Origin of the sequence: Clostridium senegalense, assembly GCF_018916625.1 — a bacterium.
Lineage (GTDB): Bacteria > Bacillota > Clostridia > Clostridiales > Clostridiaceae > Clostridium_J > Clostridium_J senegalense.
Genome location: NZ_JAHLNC010000016.1, coordinates 18698 through 34561, shown reverse-complemented (window position 1 = coordinate 34561; position 15864 = coordinate 18698). Strand labels below are relative to the sequence as shown.

The following is a 15864-nucleotide window of genomic DNA, read 5'->3' as shown; positions in this document are numbered from 1 at the left end:
TCGCTCGACTTGCATGTGTTAGGCACGCCGCCAGCGTTCGTCCTGAGCCAGGATCAAACTCTCAATTTAAAAGTTTGAACTGCTTCAAGCAATTTGCTGACTATAATAGTCAATTTTTTTACATCTTTCGATGTGAGCATCTACAAAATAGATTCTCAAATGAATTAACTGGTTTTACCTATATTTATCTGTTTAATTTTCAAAGACCAATTCGTCATCACCTGACGACTTTTACTATTTTACTAGGTTTTAACTTCTTTGTCAACACTTTTCTAAAACTTTTTTCAAATTTTTTAAGTGTCTTTTAAAGTTTAAAGCCTCATCGCTTGAGTTGCTTACTTGCTTGCCTCAGCGACAAGATTTATTATATGCTAAATACTTCAATGCTTTTCTTGAAATTAGGCTAAATAGAGATATTATTCTTATATTCCTTTTTTATACTTTATATTTCTTTAAATTACTACTATTGACACACGTGGAATAGTTATATTGCTTCATATAAAAAAAACACCTTAAAATAGCCTTTTATCACTATTTTAAGATGTTTCCTAGTCCTATTTATTTGTTATAGCTTTATTACTATATTACTTCGCTTATATTACTTCGCTATTAGTTTCTTTTCTTAAAATTTCCTCTGATGGCTTTTTAGCTCTTTTTTCAAAAAACTCTTCAGCTATTTGAGGAAATGCAAGATATGATAATACATCTTCATTAGAAGATACTTTTCCTTTTAATAATTCTTTTGTTTTTTCAAAGGCTGGTTCTAAAGTAGATGCATATCTTCCTTTTATAGTTTCATCATCTCCTAAAGCTTTTTTCATAACTTCTGGATTTATTTTTCCTGGAGCTTTTCCATACTCTCCTTTACAATATGCTTTTACTTCTTTTAGAACCATTTTATATCTTTCCCCAGTTAATACATTAACAGTAGCTTGAGTTCCTACCATTTGGCTCATAGGTGTAACAAGCGGTGGATATCCTAGGTCTTCTCTTACTCTAGGTACCTCTTGTAAAACTGCATCTAATTTTCCAATAGAATTTTGTGCTTTAAGCTGCGCTATCATATTAGATAGCATGCCTCCAGGTATTTGGTTTCTTAACCCTTCTGGTTGCGGTGTTAATACCTTTGGATCTAACAGACCTGAATCTAAAACTTCCTGTCTTATAGGTTTAAAAAAGTTATTTATACTAGTTAATTTATCAATACTTAGGCTTGTATCAAATCCAGCTGAAGTTAATGCTTGATGCATTGTTTCAGTAGGTGGTTGAGATGTACCACTAGAAAATGATGATATAGCTGTATCTATTCCATCAACTCCTGCCTGAACTGCTCTATAGTAAGACATTTCACCTATACCATTTGTACAGTGTGAATGTAAAAATACTGGTATTTTAACTTCTTCCTTTATACCTTTAACTAAGTCGTATGCTATATCTGGCATTATAAGCCCAGCCATATCTTTTATACATATTGAATTAGCACCCATATTTTCTAATCTTTTTGCTAAATTAGCATAATTTTTAACATCGTGTATAGGGCTAACTGTATATACTATTGTACCTTGTGCATGAGCACCTTGTTTTAAAGTTTCATCCATAGCCACTTCTATATTATCATAATCGTTTAAAGCATCAAAAATTCTTATAATATCCATTCCATGATATACTGACATCTTAACAAATTCTCTTACTACATCATCTGGATAATGTTTATACCCTAATATATTTTGTCCTCTTAATAACATTTGAAGTGGTGTTTTTTTTACTATGCTTTTTATTTTTTTTAATCTTTCCCATGGATCTTCATTTAAATATCTTAAGCATGAGTCAAATGTTGCGCCTCCCCAACACTCTAATGAATAATATCCTGCATCATCTAATTCCTTAAGAATTGGGGCAAATTTTTCATATGGTAATCTAGTCGCTATTAATGATTGATTAGCGTCTCTTAACACTGTTTCTGTTATATGAATTTTTTTCATTTATTAATCACCTCTATGTTTCAATGTCATACATTTTGTATTTTAGCACAAACCTATATAAAAATCTGCAATAAATCATTTATTTTTCTGAAAAATTCATTTTTCTTGAAAAATTAATAAATTAATGTAGTATTATTCAAGTTTATTAATAGTTGTTGACATTGCACAGGGAAAATATTTATAATATAGATATATTCTTTTAAATACGCGCCCGTAGCTCAGTTGGATAGAGCAACCCCCTCCTAAGGGGTAGGCCGGAGGTTCGACTCCTCTCGCGCGCACCACAGCCTAACAGCCTATACTGTTAGGCCTTTTATTTTATTTAAATGCAATTTAAAAATCATTTTTGCGTCAATTAATATAAAAATATTACTAATTAGTAGGTGTTAAATATGAATCCGAGTTTAAATTTTATGGAAATTGCTATACAAGAGGCGAAAAAAGCTCTTATTTTTAATGAAGTTCCAGTTGGAGCTGTAATTGTAAAAGATAATAAAATAATCGCTACAGCCCATAATCTAAAAGAGTTTAATAATGATCCAACTTGCCATGCTGAAATTTTAGCTATAAAAAAAGCATGTAAAACTCTTAATAATTGGCGCCTTATCGACTGTAGTATGTACGTCACATTAGAACCCTGTCCTATGTGTGCAGGGGCTATAATTCAAAGTAGAATAAAAAATTTATATATTGGTACCTTTGACGATAGAAGTGGTGCCTGTGGTTCTGTATTGAATATAGTACAAAATGATTCTCTTAATCATTGGGTAAATGTTCAATGGTTATATAATAAAGACTGTAGTTTACTTCTAGAGAACTTTTTTAAACACAAGCGTTAATTAAACATGAAAATAAAATATTAAATATTTCAAAAATATATAGAAAACAAAATATTAATATAATATAATTTTGTAATACATTTCATTATTATTTATTTTATTATATATTTATATAATACTGTTATATGATGCATTTTGGAGGTGTTAATATGGATAAAGTTGCGTTTTCTTTATTTGGAATAGATATTGCTTGGTATGGTATATGTATTTCAATAAGTGTTATAATCGCAATTCTTTTAGCTCAATACACATGTAAGTTAAGGGATATAGATTATGATGATTTACTTACAATTTTTATTATAACTTTTCCGTTTTCTATAATTGGAGCTAGAGCTTATTATGTAATATTTGAATTTGATCAATATAAGGATAATCTAATTAATATATTTAATATTAGACAAGGCGGAATCGCAATCCATGGTGGTATAATTGCGGCTATAATAGTTTCTTATATTTTAGCTAAAAAGAAAAATATAAATTTTTTAGGTGGTATGGATGTTGCTGCCCCTTGTATAATTCTTGCCCAAGCAATTGGTAGATGGGGAAACTTTTTTAATCAAGAAGCTCATGGTGGCCCAGTTTCTCAATCATTTATTAGTAAATTTCCTACTTTTATACAAAATGGAATGTTAATTGATGGAACATATTATCATCCTACATTTTTATATGAAAGTATTTGGGATGTTATAGTTTGTATAATACTTATATACATTTTAAATAAGGTATATAAAAATGGAATAGTTTTCTTTACTTATATAGGACTATATTCCTTAGGAAGATTTTTTATTGAAGGATTAAGAACTGATAGTTTGATGTTAGGACCTATAAGAGTTGCTCAACTAATAAGCTTGCTAGGAGTTTTAATTTGGATTATAGGAGTTATTTACTGTAACAAATCTAATACTAAACGTAAAAACAAATATTCATAAAAATTAATAAAAAATAACCATGCTAAGTTTAGCATGGTTATTTTTTATTAATTTCCACTCTTCATTGGTATATATGGATATATTCTTGATGCTAAATTGCTTATTGGCATTGTTTGAAGATAAACTCTTCCTGGACCTGTTAGCGTTGTTAAAAATAAACCTTCTCCTCCAAACAACATGTTTTTCACACCTTTAACCATTTCTATGTCAAAGTTAACTGTAGATTCAAAAGCTGCAACATGTCCCGTATCAACTTTAATTGTTTCACCTGGTGATAGGTCCATTTCTTCAACATGTCCATCAAACTCTAAGAACACTATACCTGGACCTGTCATTCTTTGAAGTATAAAACCCTCTCCACCAAAAAGACCAGATGATATTCTTTTCTTTAGGTGAATTTTAAACTCAACAGAAGTTTCTGCTGCTAAAAATGCACCCTTTTGACAAATCAAAGTTTGTCCTTGATATAAATTTTTCACTAATAATTTTCCTGGTACTGAGCAAGGGAAAGCTATAGTTCCTTGTCCATTTGTACATGTAAATGTATTTAAAAACAAACTATCACCAGATAAGGCTCTTCCTATTCCCCCAAATAGTCCACCTTTCATATTAGTGTCCATAACAATATTTTCACTCATCCACCCCATAGCACCTGATTCAGATACTACAGTTTCTCCCTGGTCTAATGTACATATTGCCACTGGCATATTCCCACCTTTTATTTCATAATTCATAAAGCACCTCTTAAACATTTTTTATAATATTATATATGTATAATATCGAAAAAAAAATGTTTTTTATAATAAATATAATAAAATGTTTAATTAATCCAATATATGTACAATTTATTAATAATATAATACTTGAAATTGTAACATTATAATAGTATAATGTTATTTACATAATGAATATTGTATGGAGAGATGTCCGAGCGGCTGAAGGAGCACGCCTGGAACGCGTGTGTAGGGGAAACTCTACCGAGGGTTCAAATCCCTCTCTCTCCGCCATGTCGTACTAGACGGGGAGTTAGCGGTGCCCTGCACCTGCAATCCGCTATAGCAGGGTTGAATTCCTCGCCGAGGTATTAATTTGTATGGTCTGGCCTATGTAAGTGGCGTTGATAACTGGGTCCCACGCAATAAAGACTCATGAACCTCGTCAGGTCTGGAAGGAAGCAGCGATAAGTGAGCCCCTTTATGTGCCGTGGATTAACCTGGTTTGAGTTAACTACATAGGTAACGCATATAAATTAATATCGAAGCGAGGTGTACGACTTTAAATCTTAAAAGTACAAGATGCATTTTTGCATCTTTTTTTTATACATAAAAAATTATATTATATAATTATAAGCTTAATTATATAATATAAAGTAGTTCATTATAATTGTTGTAAATACTTTATAATATTATTGGTAAGATATGAGGTGAAATTATGGGTTATACTGCACTCTACAGAAAATTTAGGCCCCAAAAATTTGAGGATGTTGTTGGTCAAAATCATATAAGTACTACATTAAAAAATGCAATAAAGAGCGAAAGAATAGCTCATGCATATTTACTATGCGGAACAAGAGGGACCGGTAAAACTTCTACCGCTAAAATTTTTTCGAAAGCAGTAAATTGTCTTAATTCTCAAGATGGTGAACCATGTAATGAGTGTGAAATGTGCATTAAAATAAATAATGGAACTGCTATAGATGTAGTTGAGTTAGACGCAGCTTCTCATAATAAGGTAGATAATATAAGGGATATTATAGATGATGTACAATATCCTCCTCAAGAATCTAAATATAAAGTTTATATTATAGATGAAGTTCATATGTTATCTCAAGGTGCTGTTAATGCATTCTTAAAAACTTTAGAAGAACCACCTAGCTATGTTATATTTATTTTAGCAACAACAGATCCACAAAAATTACCTATAACAATACTTTCTAGGTGTCAAAAATTTGATTTTAAGCGAATTAAAAATGATGATATATTTTTAAGACTTAAACAAATAACTGATATTCTAGGTGTTTATGCTGAAGATAAAAGCTTAAAGTTAATTTCTAGAATATGTGATGGTGCAATGAGAGATGCACTAAGCATTTTAGATCAAGCTATATCAATGAGTAATAATAAAGTTGAATATGACAATATAGTTAAAATGCTTGGACTTATGACTAATGATGATTTAATAACTCTTACAGACTTTATAATTTCAAAGGATATTGAAGGTGCAGTTAAAACCATTAATAATGCAATCTCCTCTGGTAAAGATGTAAATTTATTTATTAAAGATTTTACTAAGCATATGAGAGATTTAATGATGGTAAAGGTTACTGAAAGTCCAGAAGAAGTTTTAGAAATGTCTATAGAAAACATAGAACTTTTAAAACTTCAAAGTGAGAAATTAAGAGTTGAAGAAATAATGAGATATATAAAAATACTTCAGGACACAGAAGAAAATGCCAAGTATTCAAAACAAGGAAGAATTTATCTTGAACTTGCTATAATAAAAATGTGTAAATTTGAATATGATACATCTCAAGAAGTTATTTTATCTAGAATTAATAAGATAGAAAACACTATAAAAAATGGTATAGTCTCAAAGGTAGTTTCTAATAATAAAGTTATTGATGAAAATAAAATACCAAGTAAAAAAGATAGCTATACACCTAAAGCTTCAACACCTGACACTTCTATAGAAGACAATGATGTAACATTTGAAAATTGCTCTATTGATTTTGATACTGTGAGTAAGTCATTTAAAGACATTCAACAGCTATTAAAATCTAGAAAGAACATGGTTTTAGCAGCGGCTCTAATGGTTGGAAAAATAAACTATGTTAAAGGAAATAGAATAAATATCATTTTTGAAAAACAATATGAATTTCATAAAAAAAGATTAGAAAAAGAAGATAATAGAAAAATTATAAACTCTATTTTTTCAGAAGTTTTAAAGGCTAATGTTGTAGTTGACTATTCTATAGATAAACCACAAGAGGAATCTATATCTAAAGAAGATATGCTTTTAAAAACTTTTGGAGAAGATTTAGTAGAAATAATTGATGAATAATATATTAAAATGTTAATATAAATAAAATAAGTAAAATAAATATTAATTTTAGTTACATTATTATCAAATATTATATATACTAATATATTGATAATATATAATATATTTACTTTAATTTAAAGGAGGAATAATTTATGGCAAAAGGTGGATTCCCAGGAATGGGTGGAAATATGAATAATTTAATAAAACAAGCTCAAAAATTCCAAAAACAAATGGAAGATATGCAAAAAGATTTAGAAAATAAAACTTTTGAAGGTAGAGCCGGTGGTGGTGCAGTTACTGCTGTAGTTAATGGAAAAAGAGAATTATTAAAAGTTTCTATTAAACCAGAAGTTGTTGATCCAGATGATGTTGAAATGTTAGAAGATTTAGTTATGTTAGCTTGTAATGAAGCTTTAAAAACAGCTGAAACTCAAACTGCAAATGATATGGGTAAATTAACTGGTGGCCTAAATATGCCTGGTTTATTTTAATAATAAATAAGCTAAAAACTTAGAGGTGAATAAATTGGATTTTTATCCTGTAGCAATAGAAAAGCTTATAGAAGAGTTTTCCAAACTCCCAGGTATAGGAGCAAAAACAGCTCAAAGATTAACCCTTTATGTTCTTAATTTACCTCGTGAAGAAGTTGAGGAGTTTGCTTCAGCTCTTGTTAAAGCAAGAGGAACTATAAAATATTGCCCTGTTTGTGGTAATTTTACTGATTCAACTCCATGCTCTATATGTTCAAATCCTAATAGAGATAAATCAACAATTTGCGTTGTTGAACAACCTAAAGACATAATGACTCTAGAAAAGGTTCAAGAATATAATGGTGTTTATCATGTTCTTCATGGAACAATTTCACCTATGAACGGAAGAGGTCCAGAAGATATAAAACTAAAAGAGTTAGTTACAAGAATAAATGGAGAACCTAAAGAAATAATAGTAGCAACAAACCCTAATATTGAAGGTGAAGCTACTGCTATGTACATTTCTAAAATTTTAAAGCCTTTAGGAGTTAAAGTTACTAGAATAGCCCACGGCGTTCCTGTCGGTGGGGACTTAGAATATTCAGATGAAGTAACCTTATCAAAAGCACTAGAGGGAAGAAAAGAAATCTAGATATAAAATATAATCAAAAAGAGGAAGCAATTTTAAATTGCTTCCTTTTATTATGTTTTATCTATTCATTAAAAGTATAACAATTCCACTTTATGTAAATAATATCTATAAAGTAGGAGGTTTATATTATGAATAAGAAACATATTTTCAAATTAATATTTAAAGGAAAAAAGTATTCTAAAGAAGATATAGATATTATTATCCAATTAAATGATGCTTTAGAAGAATGGCAAAATGCAAAAAATTATTTTCAATTTGTTAATGATCCTAAATTAATAGATTTAATAATATGTAAAGAGGATCAGGCAAAATCTAAATACTTATATTTTCTTTCCTTAGCTAAAACTAAAGGCATAACTTTAGATGGAAGTTTAATGTTAGAAGAATTAAGTAGTACCTATAAATAATATTTTTCTCATATACTCCTTAATATTGATATATAATATTACTATAAGGTTCCAAGTTTATTTTTTAAATTATTCATTCGAAAACTTGGGCACCTAAATAGTGATACATGCTCTGAATTACTTAGAATCCAACATTGCACCTTGTATGAAAATATTTTAAAATTATTGAATAAGTTTAAATTGGAGCTTGTTTTCCTATATTATACCTATATTATAAATTAGGTAATTACCGAGGAGATGATTTTATGGATACTGCTTTAATATTTATTGCTGCTGTTATAGGTTTATTTATAATTGGAAAACTTTTTGCATGGCCAATAAAGATTCTTATGAAGCTAATAGTAAATGGAATCTTAGGAGGAATTTTATTATTATTAATTAACTTTGTAGGTGGTCCATTTGGTATATACATAGCAATAAATGCTGTAACTGCTTTAATAGCAGGTTTACTAGGTATTCCAGGAGTACTTTTTTTAATTATTTTTAATCTAATGGTATAATAAAAAACCTACTCTATTTTAGAGTAGGTTTTTATTCGTCATCATATATACCTGATAATTTTTTTAACTTTTCTATATCATTTATATAAATTTCTTTAGTTTTTGTATCTATTATTCCTTCGTTTTTTAACTCTTTCAAAATTCTAGTTACTGTAACCCTGGAACATCCTATTAAGTTGGCTAGTTCTTGATGTGTTAAAAGTAAATCTATAGTCTGCCTTCCATCAATATACTTAGGAGTTTGTGTTGCTAATCTATATAAAGTAGATGCTATTCTAACTTTAGGGTTTTCTGCTAAAAAATCATATATTTGCGATAAAGCTATCCTATATTTTCTTATAATACTATGAATAAAAAAACTATAATACTCTGGATATTCACTAATTACATCAGTTAAAATGTCATAAGAAATGTGACTTATAACAGAATCTTCTAATGCTATAATTTTTGAATGGATATGTTCATCTCCAAAATATGATATTTCACCATCTATTTCTCCACTTCTTAGATAAAAAAGTACTTTTTCTTGTCCTGATATGGTAAATGTAATGACCTTAACTTTTCCAGATACAACTATTATTAATTCATTTATATTTATATGATTTATAGTATCATTTTTTTTATATGTAATTAATTTTCCTTTTTTACTTAAGTTGTTAAGAAAAAAATCTCTCATATTTTTTTGTTTATCTAAGTCAAATAATTTTTTATACATATCGCCACTACCTTTTAATATAAATAAAAAAGAGTAAGTTAACTTACCCTTTTTATTTTATAGTATACCACTTTTTATTTTATATTATAATTTATTTGTCATAAACTTTTTCCAATCACCATGATTTATGTAAGCGCTATGTTTATCAAATATGTCTTTATCATTTAATGCATACTTATAAACATAACACTTTTCGATTATATCTTTGTCTATATTATACACATCAACAATAATTCTATTATATTCGTTCTCTTTACCATTAGGCTCATAATATCCTTCCATCTTATCCATAGCAACTATTACTTCTTCATAATTATCTACTTCCATGATTTCACCATAAACATAGTCTTCTCCATCTAATAGTGCTGGATACTTTTTATTTGGCATATGGAACAGCTTACCTTTTATTCTGCCTAAATTACACTCTTTCACTTTTCCATTTAAATATATATCATAATTAAAAAAGCCAGTTCTTAAACTTCCATAAACAAATATTTTTAATCTTTCTTTTGGCTCTAACATTAGCAAATTTTCCCTCCTGTTATCTTTAAATCTTCACTATTTTCAACTGCAGCTTCTATACATAACTCTAACCCTTTTGATATGTCATTTAGAGACATACATGGTGTGTTAGGTTTTGATATTACTTGGTTTGGTATATATGGAACATGTATAAATCCACCTTTTATATTAGAATATTTTTTATCTATTAAATATAGTATTCCATACATAACATGATTACAAACAAAAGTTCCTGCTGTATTTGAAACTCCTGCTGGTATTCCATTATCATTCATTTTTTTCACCATAGCCTTTATTGGTAAATTTGAAAAATACGCTTCTTTACCGTCTTTTTCAATTTCTATATCTATAGGTTGATTTCCTATATTATCTTTTATTCTTGCGTCATCTATATTTATAGCAACTCTTTCTGGATTAATTCCAAATCTTCCACCAGCTTGACCAACTGCTATTACAATGTCTGGGTTATTCATCTTTATAGCCTCATCTATATGCATAACAGACTTTCTAAAAACAGTAGGTATTTCTAATTTTATAACCTCTGCTCCAGCTATAACATTTGGTAATAATTTAACTGCCTCTAATGCTGGGTTAACTTTTTCTCCTCCAAAAGGATCGAATCCTGTAATTAAAACTTTCATACTCTTTACCTCCTATGATGCCCTAAAATGCTAAGAAATACATTAATGGTATATGTAAAATTAAAAGTATTATAGCTACTGGTGCTTGATATTTTATAACTGCATTTTTATCTATAGTTTCTAATAATGCTGCTGGCATTACATTAAAGTTTGCTGCCATAGGCGTTAATAAAGTTCCACAATATCCTGCTGTTAATGCTAATGCTCCAGCAATTGCTGGGTTTGCTCCTTGCGCAAATACAAACGGAATTCCAACACCTGCTGTTATAACTGAAAATGCAGCGAAAGCATTTCCCATTATCATTGTAAATATAGCCATACCTAAACAGTATGCAGCTATTCCTATAAGTATATTTCCACTTGGAATAAAGCTAGATATTCCCCCGGCAATAACTTCACCAACGCCTGCTGCAGTAAATAATGATCCTAATGCTGCTAAAAGTTGAGGTAATATACTTGTAGAACCAACTGACTGAAGCATTCTATCTCCATCTTCAATTAGCATCTTTGGTGTAGCTTTTGTTATTGCAAAAGTTATTAATATTGCTGTAACTGCAGATATACCTATAGCCACTACACCACCTAAAGGTGTAAACTGTGCTATAACAAGAGCAACTACAGCTATTGCAATAGATGGTATAAATATTTTATTTCCTAATTTCTTACATTGTTTGTGTGCGAACTCACTACTTAAAGGTTTTAAATTACCTACTTTAACTTTCTTACTTGCTGTTAGTATTCCTAATACTACTAATAATCCTCCAACTATAGCAGGTGGAATAACTTTACCAAAAATAAAGATTATAGCTAATATACTCCAAAACATCATAGTTCCAATTCTTGCTTTATGGTTTTTATCCTTAAATGTACTAAATGCTGTTGTTAACATAAGCAATCCAACCATGGTGTAAAATACTTCTAATAATATATCTGTTATAGCTTTTATATCCATATTAATTCCTCCTTCTTCTAGTTGTGTTTTTTCATTTCTCTTTGTATTGATTTATCTAATAAGTGATTTTGTAATGCTACTAATAAAAATGTTATTAAAGCTACTGGTATTGATGCTTTAGCTATATCTAAAGTGTTTGCTGTATATCCTAATTCAGTTAAAGTTCCAGCTATTAACAGCACTCCTGAACTTGCCATAAATACATTTTGAGCAAAGAAGTTACCGTAGTTTTCCATAGCTGCAGCTGCACCTTTTATCTTATCTTCTAATTTTTCATCTATTTCTCCATATTTTCCTACTGCGGCACCTTGAGCCATAGGATTTATTAGAGGTCTTATAAATTGAGCATGACCACCTAATCTAACAGATGCTGCCGCTGCTGCCTCTCTTATAAATAAATATAAAGTAAGAGTTTTTCCTGTAGATAAATTTTTAGCTTTACTTATAAGTTCTATAGCTCTTTCTTTTAATCCATATCGTTCACACATTCCTATAACTGGTAATGTTAGTATGAAAAGTGACATATGTCTTTGACTAACAAAAGTAGAACCTAATATTTCTAAAATCTCAATAAAACTTATATTTGCTACTATTCCTGTAACAACACCAGCTGATACAACTACAGCTATAGTGTCTAATTTTAAAGCAAAACCTATAATAACTATAACGATTCCTATAAGTGTCATTTATTACATCCCTTTCTTTTTCAGATTTATCTTTTAAGTTTGTTTTTTTAGATTATACTGATAATTAATTTTTTATTCTGTATCTGCATATACAATTTCATAAAAATAAACCTTTTGTTTACTAAAAATTAATATTTATATAAATATTTAATGTTATTTTGATATTAAATTTTATATCAAGTTTAAATAATTTAATATTTTAAATTTTTATATTATTCAATATTTTATATACATTGAATAATATGTATCAATTGTTAAATATTTTTACAATGTTCCAAATTTTTGAAATATTATGATAAAATATTAATATATTAAAGTTATAAGGTATTATTTAGGAGGTTGCTTTTATGGGGAATAATTTAAATAAAGAAAAAACTAAATTTAAAAAACTTAAAAAAGGATGTAAAAGAGCTAGTTCTAAAACAAAACCTTCTAAGATTAATTTGTTTAAAGAAAAGGTTATTAATTTTAAAGCCTTAAAAAAATTTACTAAAAACAACAAAAACTCTATAGGTTTAAAAATTTCTGCTACTATAAGTATTATAGTTATAGCAGCAATGATAATAACTACTAGCTTTATTTATATAAAAGGTTCAGCTATAATTTCAAATTTAAGCGAACATAGTTTAGAAACTATTGTTGAAAAATCTATAGATACAATTTCTACAATGATAGAAAAATATACTAGTGAAACTGTTTCCCTTTCTAATAATTCCTTTGCTTTTGAAGCCTTATCAAACTCAAAATCTAATAATAAAAATGATATTGAAAATATATTAAATACCTTTGATAATTACTTAAAAAACACACCTTCTGTTGAAAGATTGTCTTTAATTGATTTAAATGGAGTAGTAATAGCAGATAGTGAAAAAGATATGATAAATAAAAATGTATCAGATAAAAGTTTTCACGGTGTCAGTTCCTCCGGTGGTCAATTTGTAAGTAATTCTTTTAAATCTGAGAAAACTCAAAAAAATGTTATGGTCTTTACTAATCCTGTAAAAGATTATACTAATCATGGCCAGTGTATAGGATATGTTGCATCCTATGTTTTAGTTGACAGCTTTTCTAAATATTTAAAAGACATAAATATTAACAAAGATGCAGTAACCCTTACAAGTTTACTAGATGAAAATGGGATATACATTCATAGTTCTAAGCCTGAATTATTAGGCACTGAATTAAATGTAAATGAACTTAAACAAATTGTAAAAAAAGCAAAAAACGGAATGAAAGTAAATATTTCATCAATAAAATTCAAAGAAAATAAAGATATACTTATTGGTTCCTATGGTGTAATTCCTAAAACTAATTGGACTTTAGTTTTATATACAAATGAGAAAAATCTTCTTTCTCCACTTAGTGATTTAACTAAAACCATAGTACTTATTGCTGTTATAGTTTCTTTAATTTGTTTAATATTTGCTTTTATAATAGCAAAATTTTTAATAAAACCAATATTAATAGCAAAAGATTTGGTTATAAAAACAGCTAAATTAGATTTATCACAGGATAATATAAAAATCTCTACATTAGGTAAAGATGAAATAGGTGAAATCTCTTCTGCTGTAATAGATATGAGAAAAGTTCTTAGAGAAGTTGTGACCGAACTCTCTGAAGTAGAAAATATAATTACATCTAATGTTCAAGTTGTTGAAAACTCTATAGAAAAACTTAAAAAAAATGCAGAAGAAACTTTTAATGATGTTTCAGTTTTGTCTTATGGACTTCAACAGACTGCTGCTACCTCAGAAGAAATGAATGCATCTTCTGAGAAAATGAAGGTTGGAATAGATTCTATAGCTTCTGAATCACTTAATGGATCTGAAATAGCAAAATCCATAGTAAAAAAAGCTTTAGAATTCGAGAATTCCTCTTTACAATCTAAGGAATTAACTGCTAACTTATATTCTGATGTAAAAAAAGAATTAGAGAATGCACTTGAAACATCAAAAGGTGTAAATCAAATAAATGGACTTGCTAATGCTATAATGCAAATAACAGAGCAAACAAATCTTTTAGCATTAAATGCTGCAATTGAAGCAGCTAGAGCTGGTGATGCTGGTAGGGGCTTTGCTGTTGTAGCTGAAGAAGTTAGAAAATTAGCACTTGAATCTAGAAAAACTGCTGCTAATATACAAAACTTAGTTAAAATTGTATATAATTCAGTAGAAAGTCTTTCTATTAGTTCTAAAAAAATGATAGACTTTATGGAATCTCAACTTAACTCAGATTATGAAAAAATGATTGAAACTGGTAAATCCTATTCTAAAGATGCTTCTTCTTTTGACAATTTTATGATTGATTTTAGTAAAGAAGCTCAAAATTTAAATATATATGTATCCGGATTAGTAGATGCTATAGATGAAGTTTCTCACACTATAAATGAAGGTGCAAATGGAACTTTGAATATATCTAATAAAACGGAAGAAATTGCATTAAAGCTAACTAATATTAATGATGCTTGCCTAAACAACAGGGATAGCGCATTAAGACTAACTAATATAACCTCTAAATTTAAACTATAAAAAAGATGCACTTTTAATGGTGCATCTTTTTTATAGTACCTATTCTTTCACCTACATTCACTGATGTCTCTATCCCTTTTTCACTTTGATTTTTTATATCTTCGTCAATTGTTATAATATCTTTTTTTACTAAGAGGATTACTGTAGATCCACCAAATTTAAAATATCCTTTTTCTTCACCTTTACATATTTTAGAGTTTTCCTTATATGTTTGAATTATTGAACCTACACATGTTGCTCCTACTTCCATATAAACTATTTCTTTAAAATTATCACTTTTAAATATACTATATTCCCTTTTATTTTCTATAAAAATTCTATCTATTTTTTCAAGGGCTATTGGATTTACTGAATAATAATTTCCTTTTATCTTTTTCGTCTTTAAACATACTCCATTATCAATAAAATGAAATCTATGATAATCTGTTGGACATAGTCTAAATATAAGGCTCAATCCACCTTCATATTCTTTAGCTAATTTAGCATCTCCTAATAACTCTTCTATACTATAATCAAACCCTTTAATATTAATTATATTTTTCTTAGAACTAATATTAAGTGCCAGTAACTTACTATCTGCTGGAGAAATAAAAACCTCTTTATCTTTGTTAAAAATTAATTTGTCTTTTTCTATTCCTCTGTAAAAAAATTCATTAAAGGACTTATATTCATTTTCCTTATTTTTGAATCTACTCATATCAATATCAAAATCATTAATAAATCCATTTATTTTTTTCCTACTTAATTTACTATTACAATACATTCCATATAATTTTGATACTATTTTTCTTTTTATGAATAATTCTAAAAATGTTTTTCCTACTGGTGATTCATATGTCCATCTTAAAATTTTTTCCCCTGCTATATTTTCTATTTCATATTTTTCTTTTTTTCTATTATAGTACTTAATCATATTTTTCTCCTAAATAAATTTATACCTTACTTTTTAAGGTATGTAATTTAAAATAATTTATACTTATTAACTATATCATAAAAAAA

16 protein-coding genes, 2 tRNA genes, 1 rRNA gene and 1 other RNA gene are annotated in these 15864 nt (G+C 28.2%); 11 read left to right on the top strand and 9 right to left on the bottom strand.

The genetic code is table 11. The features are described 5' to 3' along the window. Together KQI36_RS16890 and KQI36_RS16885 are read right to left on the bottom strand one after the other, a co-directional pair. Positions 1–69 (bottom strand): 16S ribosomal RNA (locus KQI36_RS16890); the annotation flags it as partial. A 524-nt stretch (positions 70–593) separates the two neighbouring features. Beyond that, on the bottom strand, positions 594–1982 hold the full coding sequence (locus KQI36_RS16885; protein WP_216451912.1) for a pyruvate carboxylase subunit B: 1389 nt from the start codon (positions 1980–1982) through the stop codon (positions 594–596). A gap of 207 nt (positions 1983–2189) precedes the next feature. On the opposite strand from KQI36_RS16885, the gene KQI36_RS16880 reads away from it, so the two are divergent. From KQI36_RS16880 to lgt, 3 genes are all read left to right on the top strand, one after another. Further along, positions 2190–2266, top strand: a tRNA-Arg gene (locus tag KQI36_RS16880). Between the two features lie 108 nt (positions 2267–2374). After that, positions 2375–2821, top strand: a complete 447-nt coding sequence (gene tadA, locus KQI36_RS16875; RefSeq protein WP_216451911.1) for a tRNA adenosine(34) deaminase TadA — start codon at positions 2375–2377, stop codon at positions 2819–2821. A 149-nt stretch (positions 2822–2970) separates the two neighbouring features. After that, positions 2971–3750, top strand: coding sequence for a prolipoprotein diacylglyceryl transferase (lgt, locus tag KQI36_RS16870; RefSeq protein WP_216451910.1), 780 nt, complete (start codon positions 2971–2973; stop codon positions 3748–3750). 47 nt (positions 3751–3797) lie between these two features. Here lgt and KQI36_RS16865 read toward each other — a convergent pair whose 3' ends face one another. Next, on the bottom strand, positions 3798–4484 hold the full coding sequence (locus tag KQI36_RS16865) for a TIGR00266 family protein (RefSeq protein WP_010299587.1): 687 nt from the start codon (positions 4482–4484) through the stop codon (positions 3798–3800). A 183-nt stretch (positions 4485–4667) separates the two neighbouring features. On the opposite strand from KQI36_RS16865, the gene KQI36_RS16860 reads away from it, so the two are divergent. The 7 genes from KQI36_RS16860 (at position 4668) to KQI36_RS16830 (ending at position 8821) form a co-directional block, all read left to right on the top strand. Continuing rightward, a tRNA-Ser gene (locus tag KQI36_RS16860) sits at positions 4668–4757 on the top strand. A gap of 2 nt (positions 4758–4759) precedes the next feature. Next, positions 4760–5023: signal recognition particle sRNA large type (ffs, locus tag KQI36_RS16855), an RNA gene on the top strand. A 158-nt stretch (positions 5024–5181) separates the two neighbouring features. Continuing rightward, positions 5182–6810 carry a DNA polymerase III subunit gamma/tau gene (gene dnaX, locus KQI36_RS16850; protein WP_216451909.1) on the top strand — a complete coding sequence of 543 codons (1629 nt, stop codon included), beginning with the start codon at positions 5182–5184 and terminating at the stop codon, positions 6808–6810. Between the two features lie 134 nt (positions 6811–6944). Then, complete coding sequence (locus KQI36_RS16845) at positions 6945–7283, top strand: YbaB/EbfC family nucleoid-associated protein (protein WP_010299592.1); 339 nt, start codon at positions 6945–6947, stop codon at positions 7281–7283. A gap of 34 nt (positions 7284–7317) precedes the next feature. Continuing rightward, complete coding sequence (gene recR / locus KQI36_RS16840; protein WP_010299594.1) at positions 7318–7914, top strand: recombination mediator RecR; 597 nt, start codon at positions 7318–7320, stop codon at positions 7912–7914. A gap of 128 nt (positions 7915–8042) precedes the next feature. After that, on the top strand, positions 8043–8321 hold the full coding sequence (locus tag KQI36_RS16835; protein WP_216451908.1) for a DUF2508 family protein: 279 nt from the start codon (positions 8043–8045) through the stop codon (positions 8319–8321). A gap of 245 nt (positions 8322–8566) precedes the next feature. After that, positions 8567–8821, top strand: coding sequence for a pro-sigmaK processing inhibitor BofA family protein (locus KQI36_RS16830; RefSeq protein ID WP_010299596.1), 255 nt, complete (start codon positions 8567–8569; stop codon positions 8819–8821). A gap of 31 nt (positions 8822–8852) precedes the next feature. Here KQI36_RS16830 and KQI36_RS16825 read toward each other — a convergent pair whose 3' ends face one another. The 5 genes from KQI36_RS16825 to KQI36_RS16805 all read right to left on the bottom strand — a co-directional run bounded on the left by KQI36_RS16825 (position 8853) and on the right by KQI36_RS16805 (position 12337). Further along, positions 8853–9536 carry a Crp/Fnr family transcriptional regulator gene (locus KQI36_RS16825; protein ID WP_216451907.1) on the bottom strand — a complete coding sequence of 228 codons (684 nt, stop codon included), beginning with the start codon at positions 9534–9536 and terminating at the stop codon, positions 8853–8855. Between the two features lie 84 nt (positions 9537–9620). Further along, positions 9621–10058 carry a gamma-glutamylcyclotransferase family protein gene (locus KQI36_RS16820; protein WP_216451913.1) on the bottom strand — a complete coding sequence of 146 codons (438 nt, stop codon included), beginning with the start codon at positions 10056–10058 and terminating at the stop codon, positions 9621–9623. Further along, complete coding sequence (gene pcp / locus KQI36_RS16815; protein ID WP_216451906.1) at positions 10058–10699, bottom strand: pyroglutamyl-peptidase I; 642 nt, start codon at positions 10697–10699, stop codon at positions 10058–10060. Before pcp ends, KQI36_RS16820 begins: the two co-directional genes overlap by 1 nt. A gap of 22 nt (positions 10700–10721) precedes the next feature. Further along, positions 10722–11651 (bottom strand): DUF979 domain-containing protein, encoded by a 930-nt coding sequence (locus tag KQI36_RS16810; protein WP_216451905.1) that lies wholly within the window; start codon positions 11649–11651, stop codon positions 10722–10724. Between the two features lie 17 nt (positions 11652–11668). Then, positions 11669–12337, bottom strand: coding sequence for a DUF969 domain-containing protein (locus KQI36_RS16805; RefSeq protein ID WP_010299601.1), 669 nt, complete (start codon positions 12335–12337; stop codon positions 11669–11671). A gap of 347 nt (positions 12338–12684) precedes the next feature. On the opposite strand from KQI36_RS16805, the gene KQI36_RS16800 reads away from it, so the two are divergent. After that, a complete protein-coding gene (locus tag KQI36_RS16800) occupies positions 12685–14865 on the top strand; it encodes a methyl-accepting chemotaxis protein (protein WP_216451904.1) in 2181 nt (726 codons plus the stop codon). 13 nt (positions 14866–14878) lie between these two features. Here KQI36_RS16800 and KQI36_RS16795 read toward each other — a convergent pair whose 3' ends face one another. After that, complete coding sequence (locus tag KQI36_RS16795) at positions 14879–15778, bottom strand: phosphatidylserine decarboxylase (protein ID WP_216451903.1); 900 nt, start codon at positions 15776–15778, stop codon at positions 14879–14881. Positions 15779–15864: the final 86 nt, after the last annotated feature.

Coding starts and splice junctions, on each gene's coding strand:
- KQI36_RS16885 (WP_216451912.1), bottom strand. CDS start 1,982: ATGAAAAAAATTCATATAACAGAAACAGTGTTAAGAGACGCTAATCAA.
- tadA (WP_216451911.1), top strand. CDS start 2,375: ATGAATCCGAGTTTAAATTTTATGGAAATTGCTATACAAGAGGCGAAA.
- lgt (WP_216451910.1), top strand. CDS start 2,971: ATGGATAAAGTTGCGTTTTCTTTATTTGGAATAGATATTGCTTGGTAT.
- KQI36_RS16865 (WP_010299587.1), bottom strand. CDS start 4,484: ATGAATTATGAAATAAAAGGTGGGAATATGCCAGTGGCAATATGTACA.
- dnaX (WP_216451909.1), top strand. CDS start 5,182: ATGGGTTATACTGCACTCTACAGAAAATTTAGGCCCCAAAAATTTGAG.
- KQI36_RS16845 (WP_010299592.1), top strand. CDS start 6,945: ATGGCAAAAGGTGGATTCCCAGGAATGGGTGGAAATATGAATAATTTA.
- KQI36_RS16835 (WP_216451908.1), top strand. CDS start 8,043: ATGAATAAGAAACATATTTTCAAATTAATATTTAAAGGAAAAAAGTAT.
- KQI36_RS16830 (WP_010299596.1), top strand. CDS start 8,567: ATGGATACTGCTTTAATATTTATTGCTGCTGTTATAGGTTTATTTATA.
- KQI36_RS16825 (WP_216451907.1), bottom strand. CDS start 9,536: ATGTATAAAAAATTATTTGACTTAGATAAACAAAAAAATATGAGAGAT.
- KQI36_RS16820 (WP_216451913.1), bottom strand. CDS start 10,058: ATGTTAGAGCCAAAAGAAAGATTAAAAATATTTGTTTATGGAAGTTTA.
- pcp (WP_216451906.1), bottom strand. CDS start 10,699: ATGAAAGTTTTAATTACAGGATTCGATCCTTTTGGAGGAGAAAAAGTT.
- KQI36_RS16810 (WP_216451905.1), bottom strand. CDS start 11,651: ATGGATATAAAAGCTATAACAGATATATTATTAGAAGTATTTTACACC.
- KQI36_RS16805 (WP_010299601.1), bottom strand. CDS start 12,337: ATGACACTTATAGGAATCGTTATAGTTATTATAGGTTTTGCTTTAAAA.
- KQI36_RS16800 (WP_216451904.1), top strand. CDS start 12,685: ATGGGGAATAATTTAAATAAAGAAAAAACTAAATTTAAAAAACTTAAA.
- KQI36_RS16795 (WP_216451903.1), bottom strand. CDS start 15,778: ATGATTAAGTACTATAATAGAAAAAAAGAAAAATATGAAATAGAAAAT.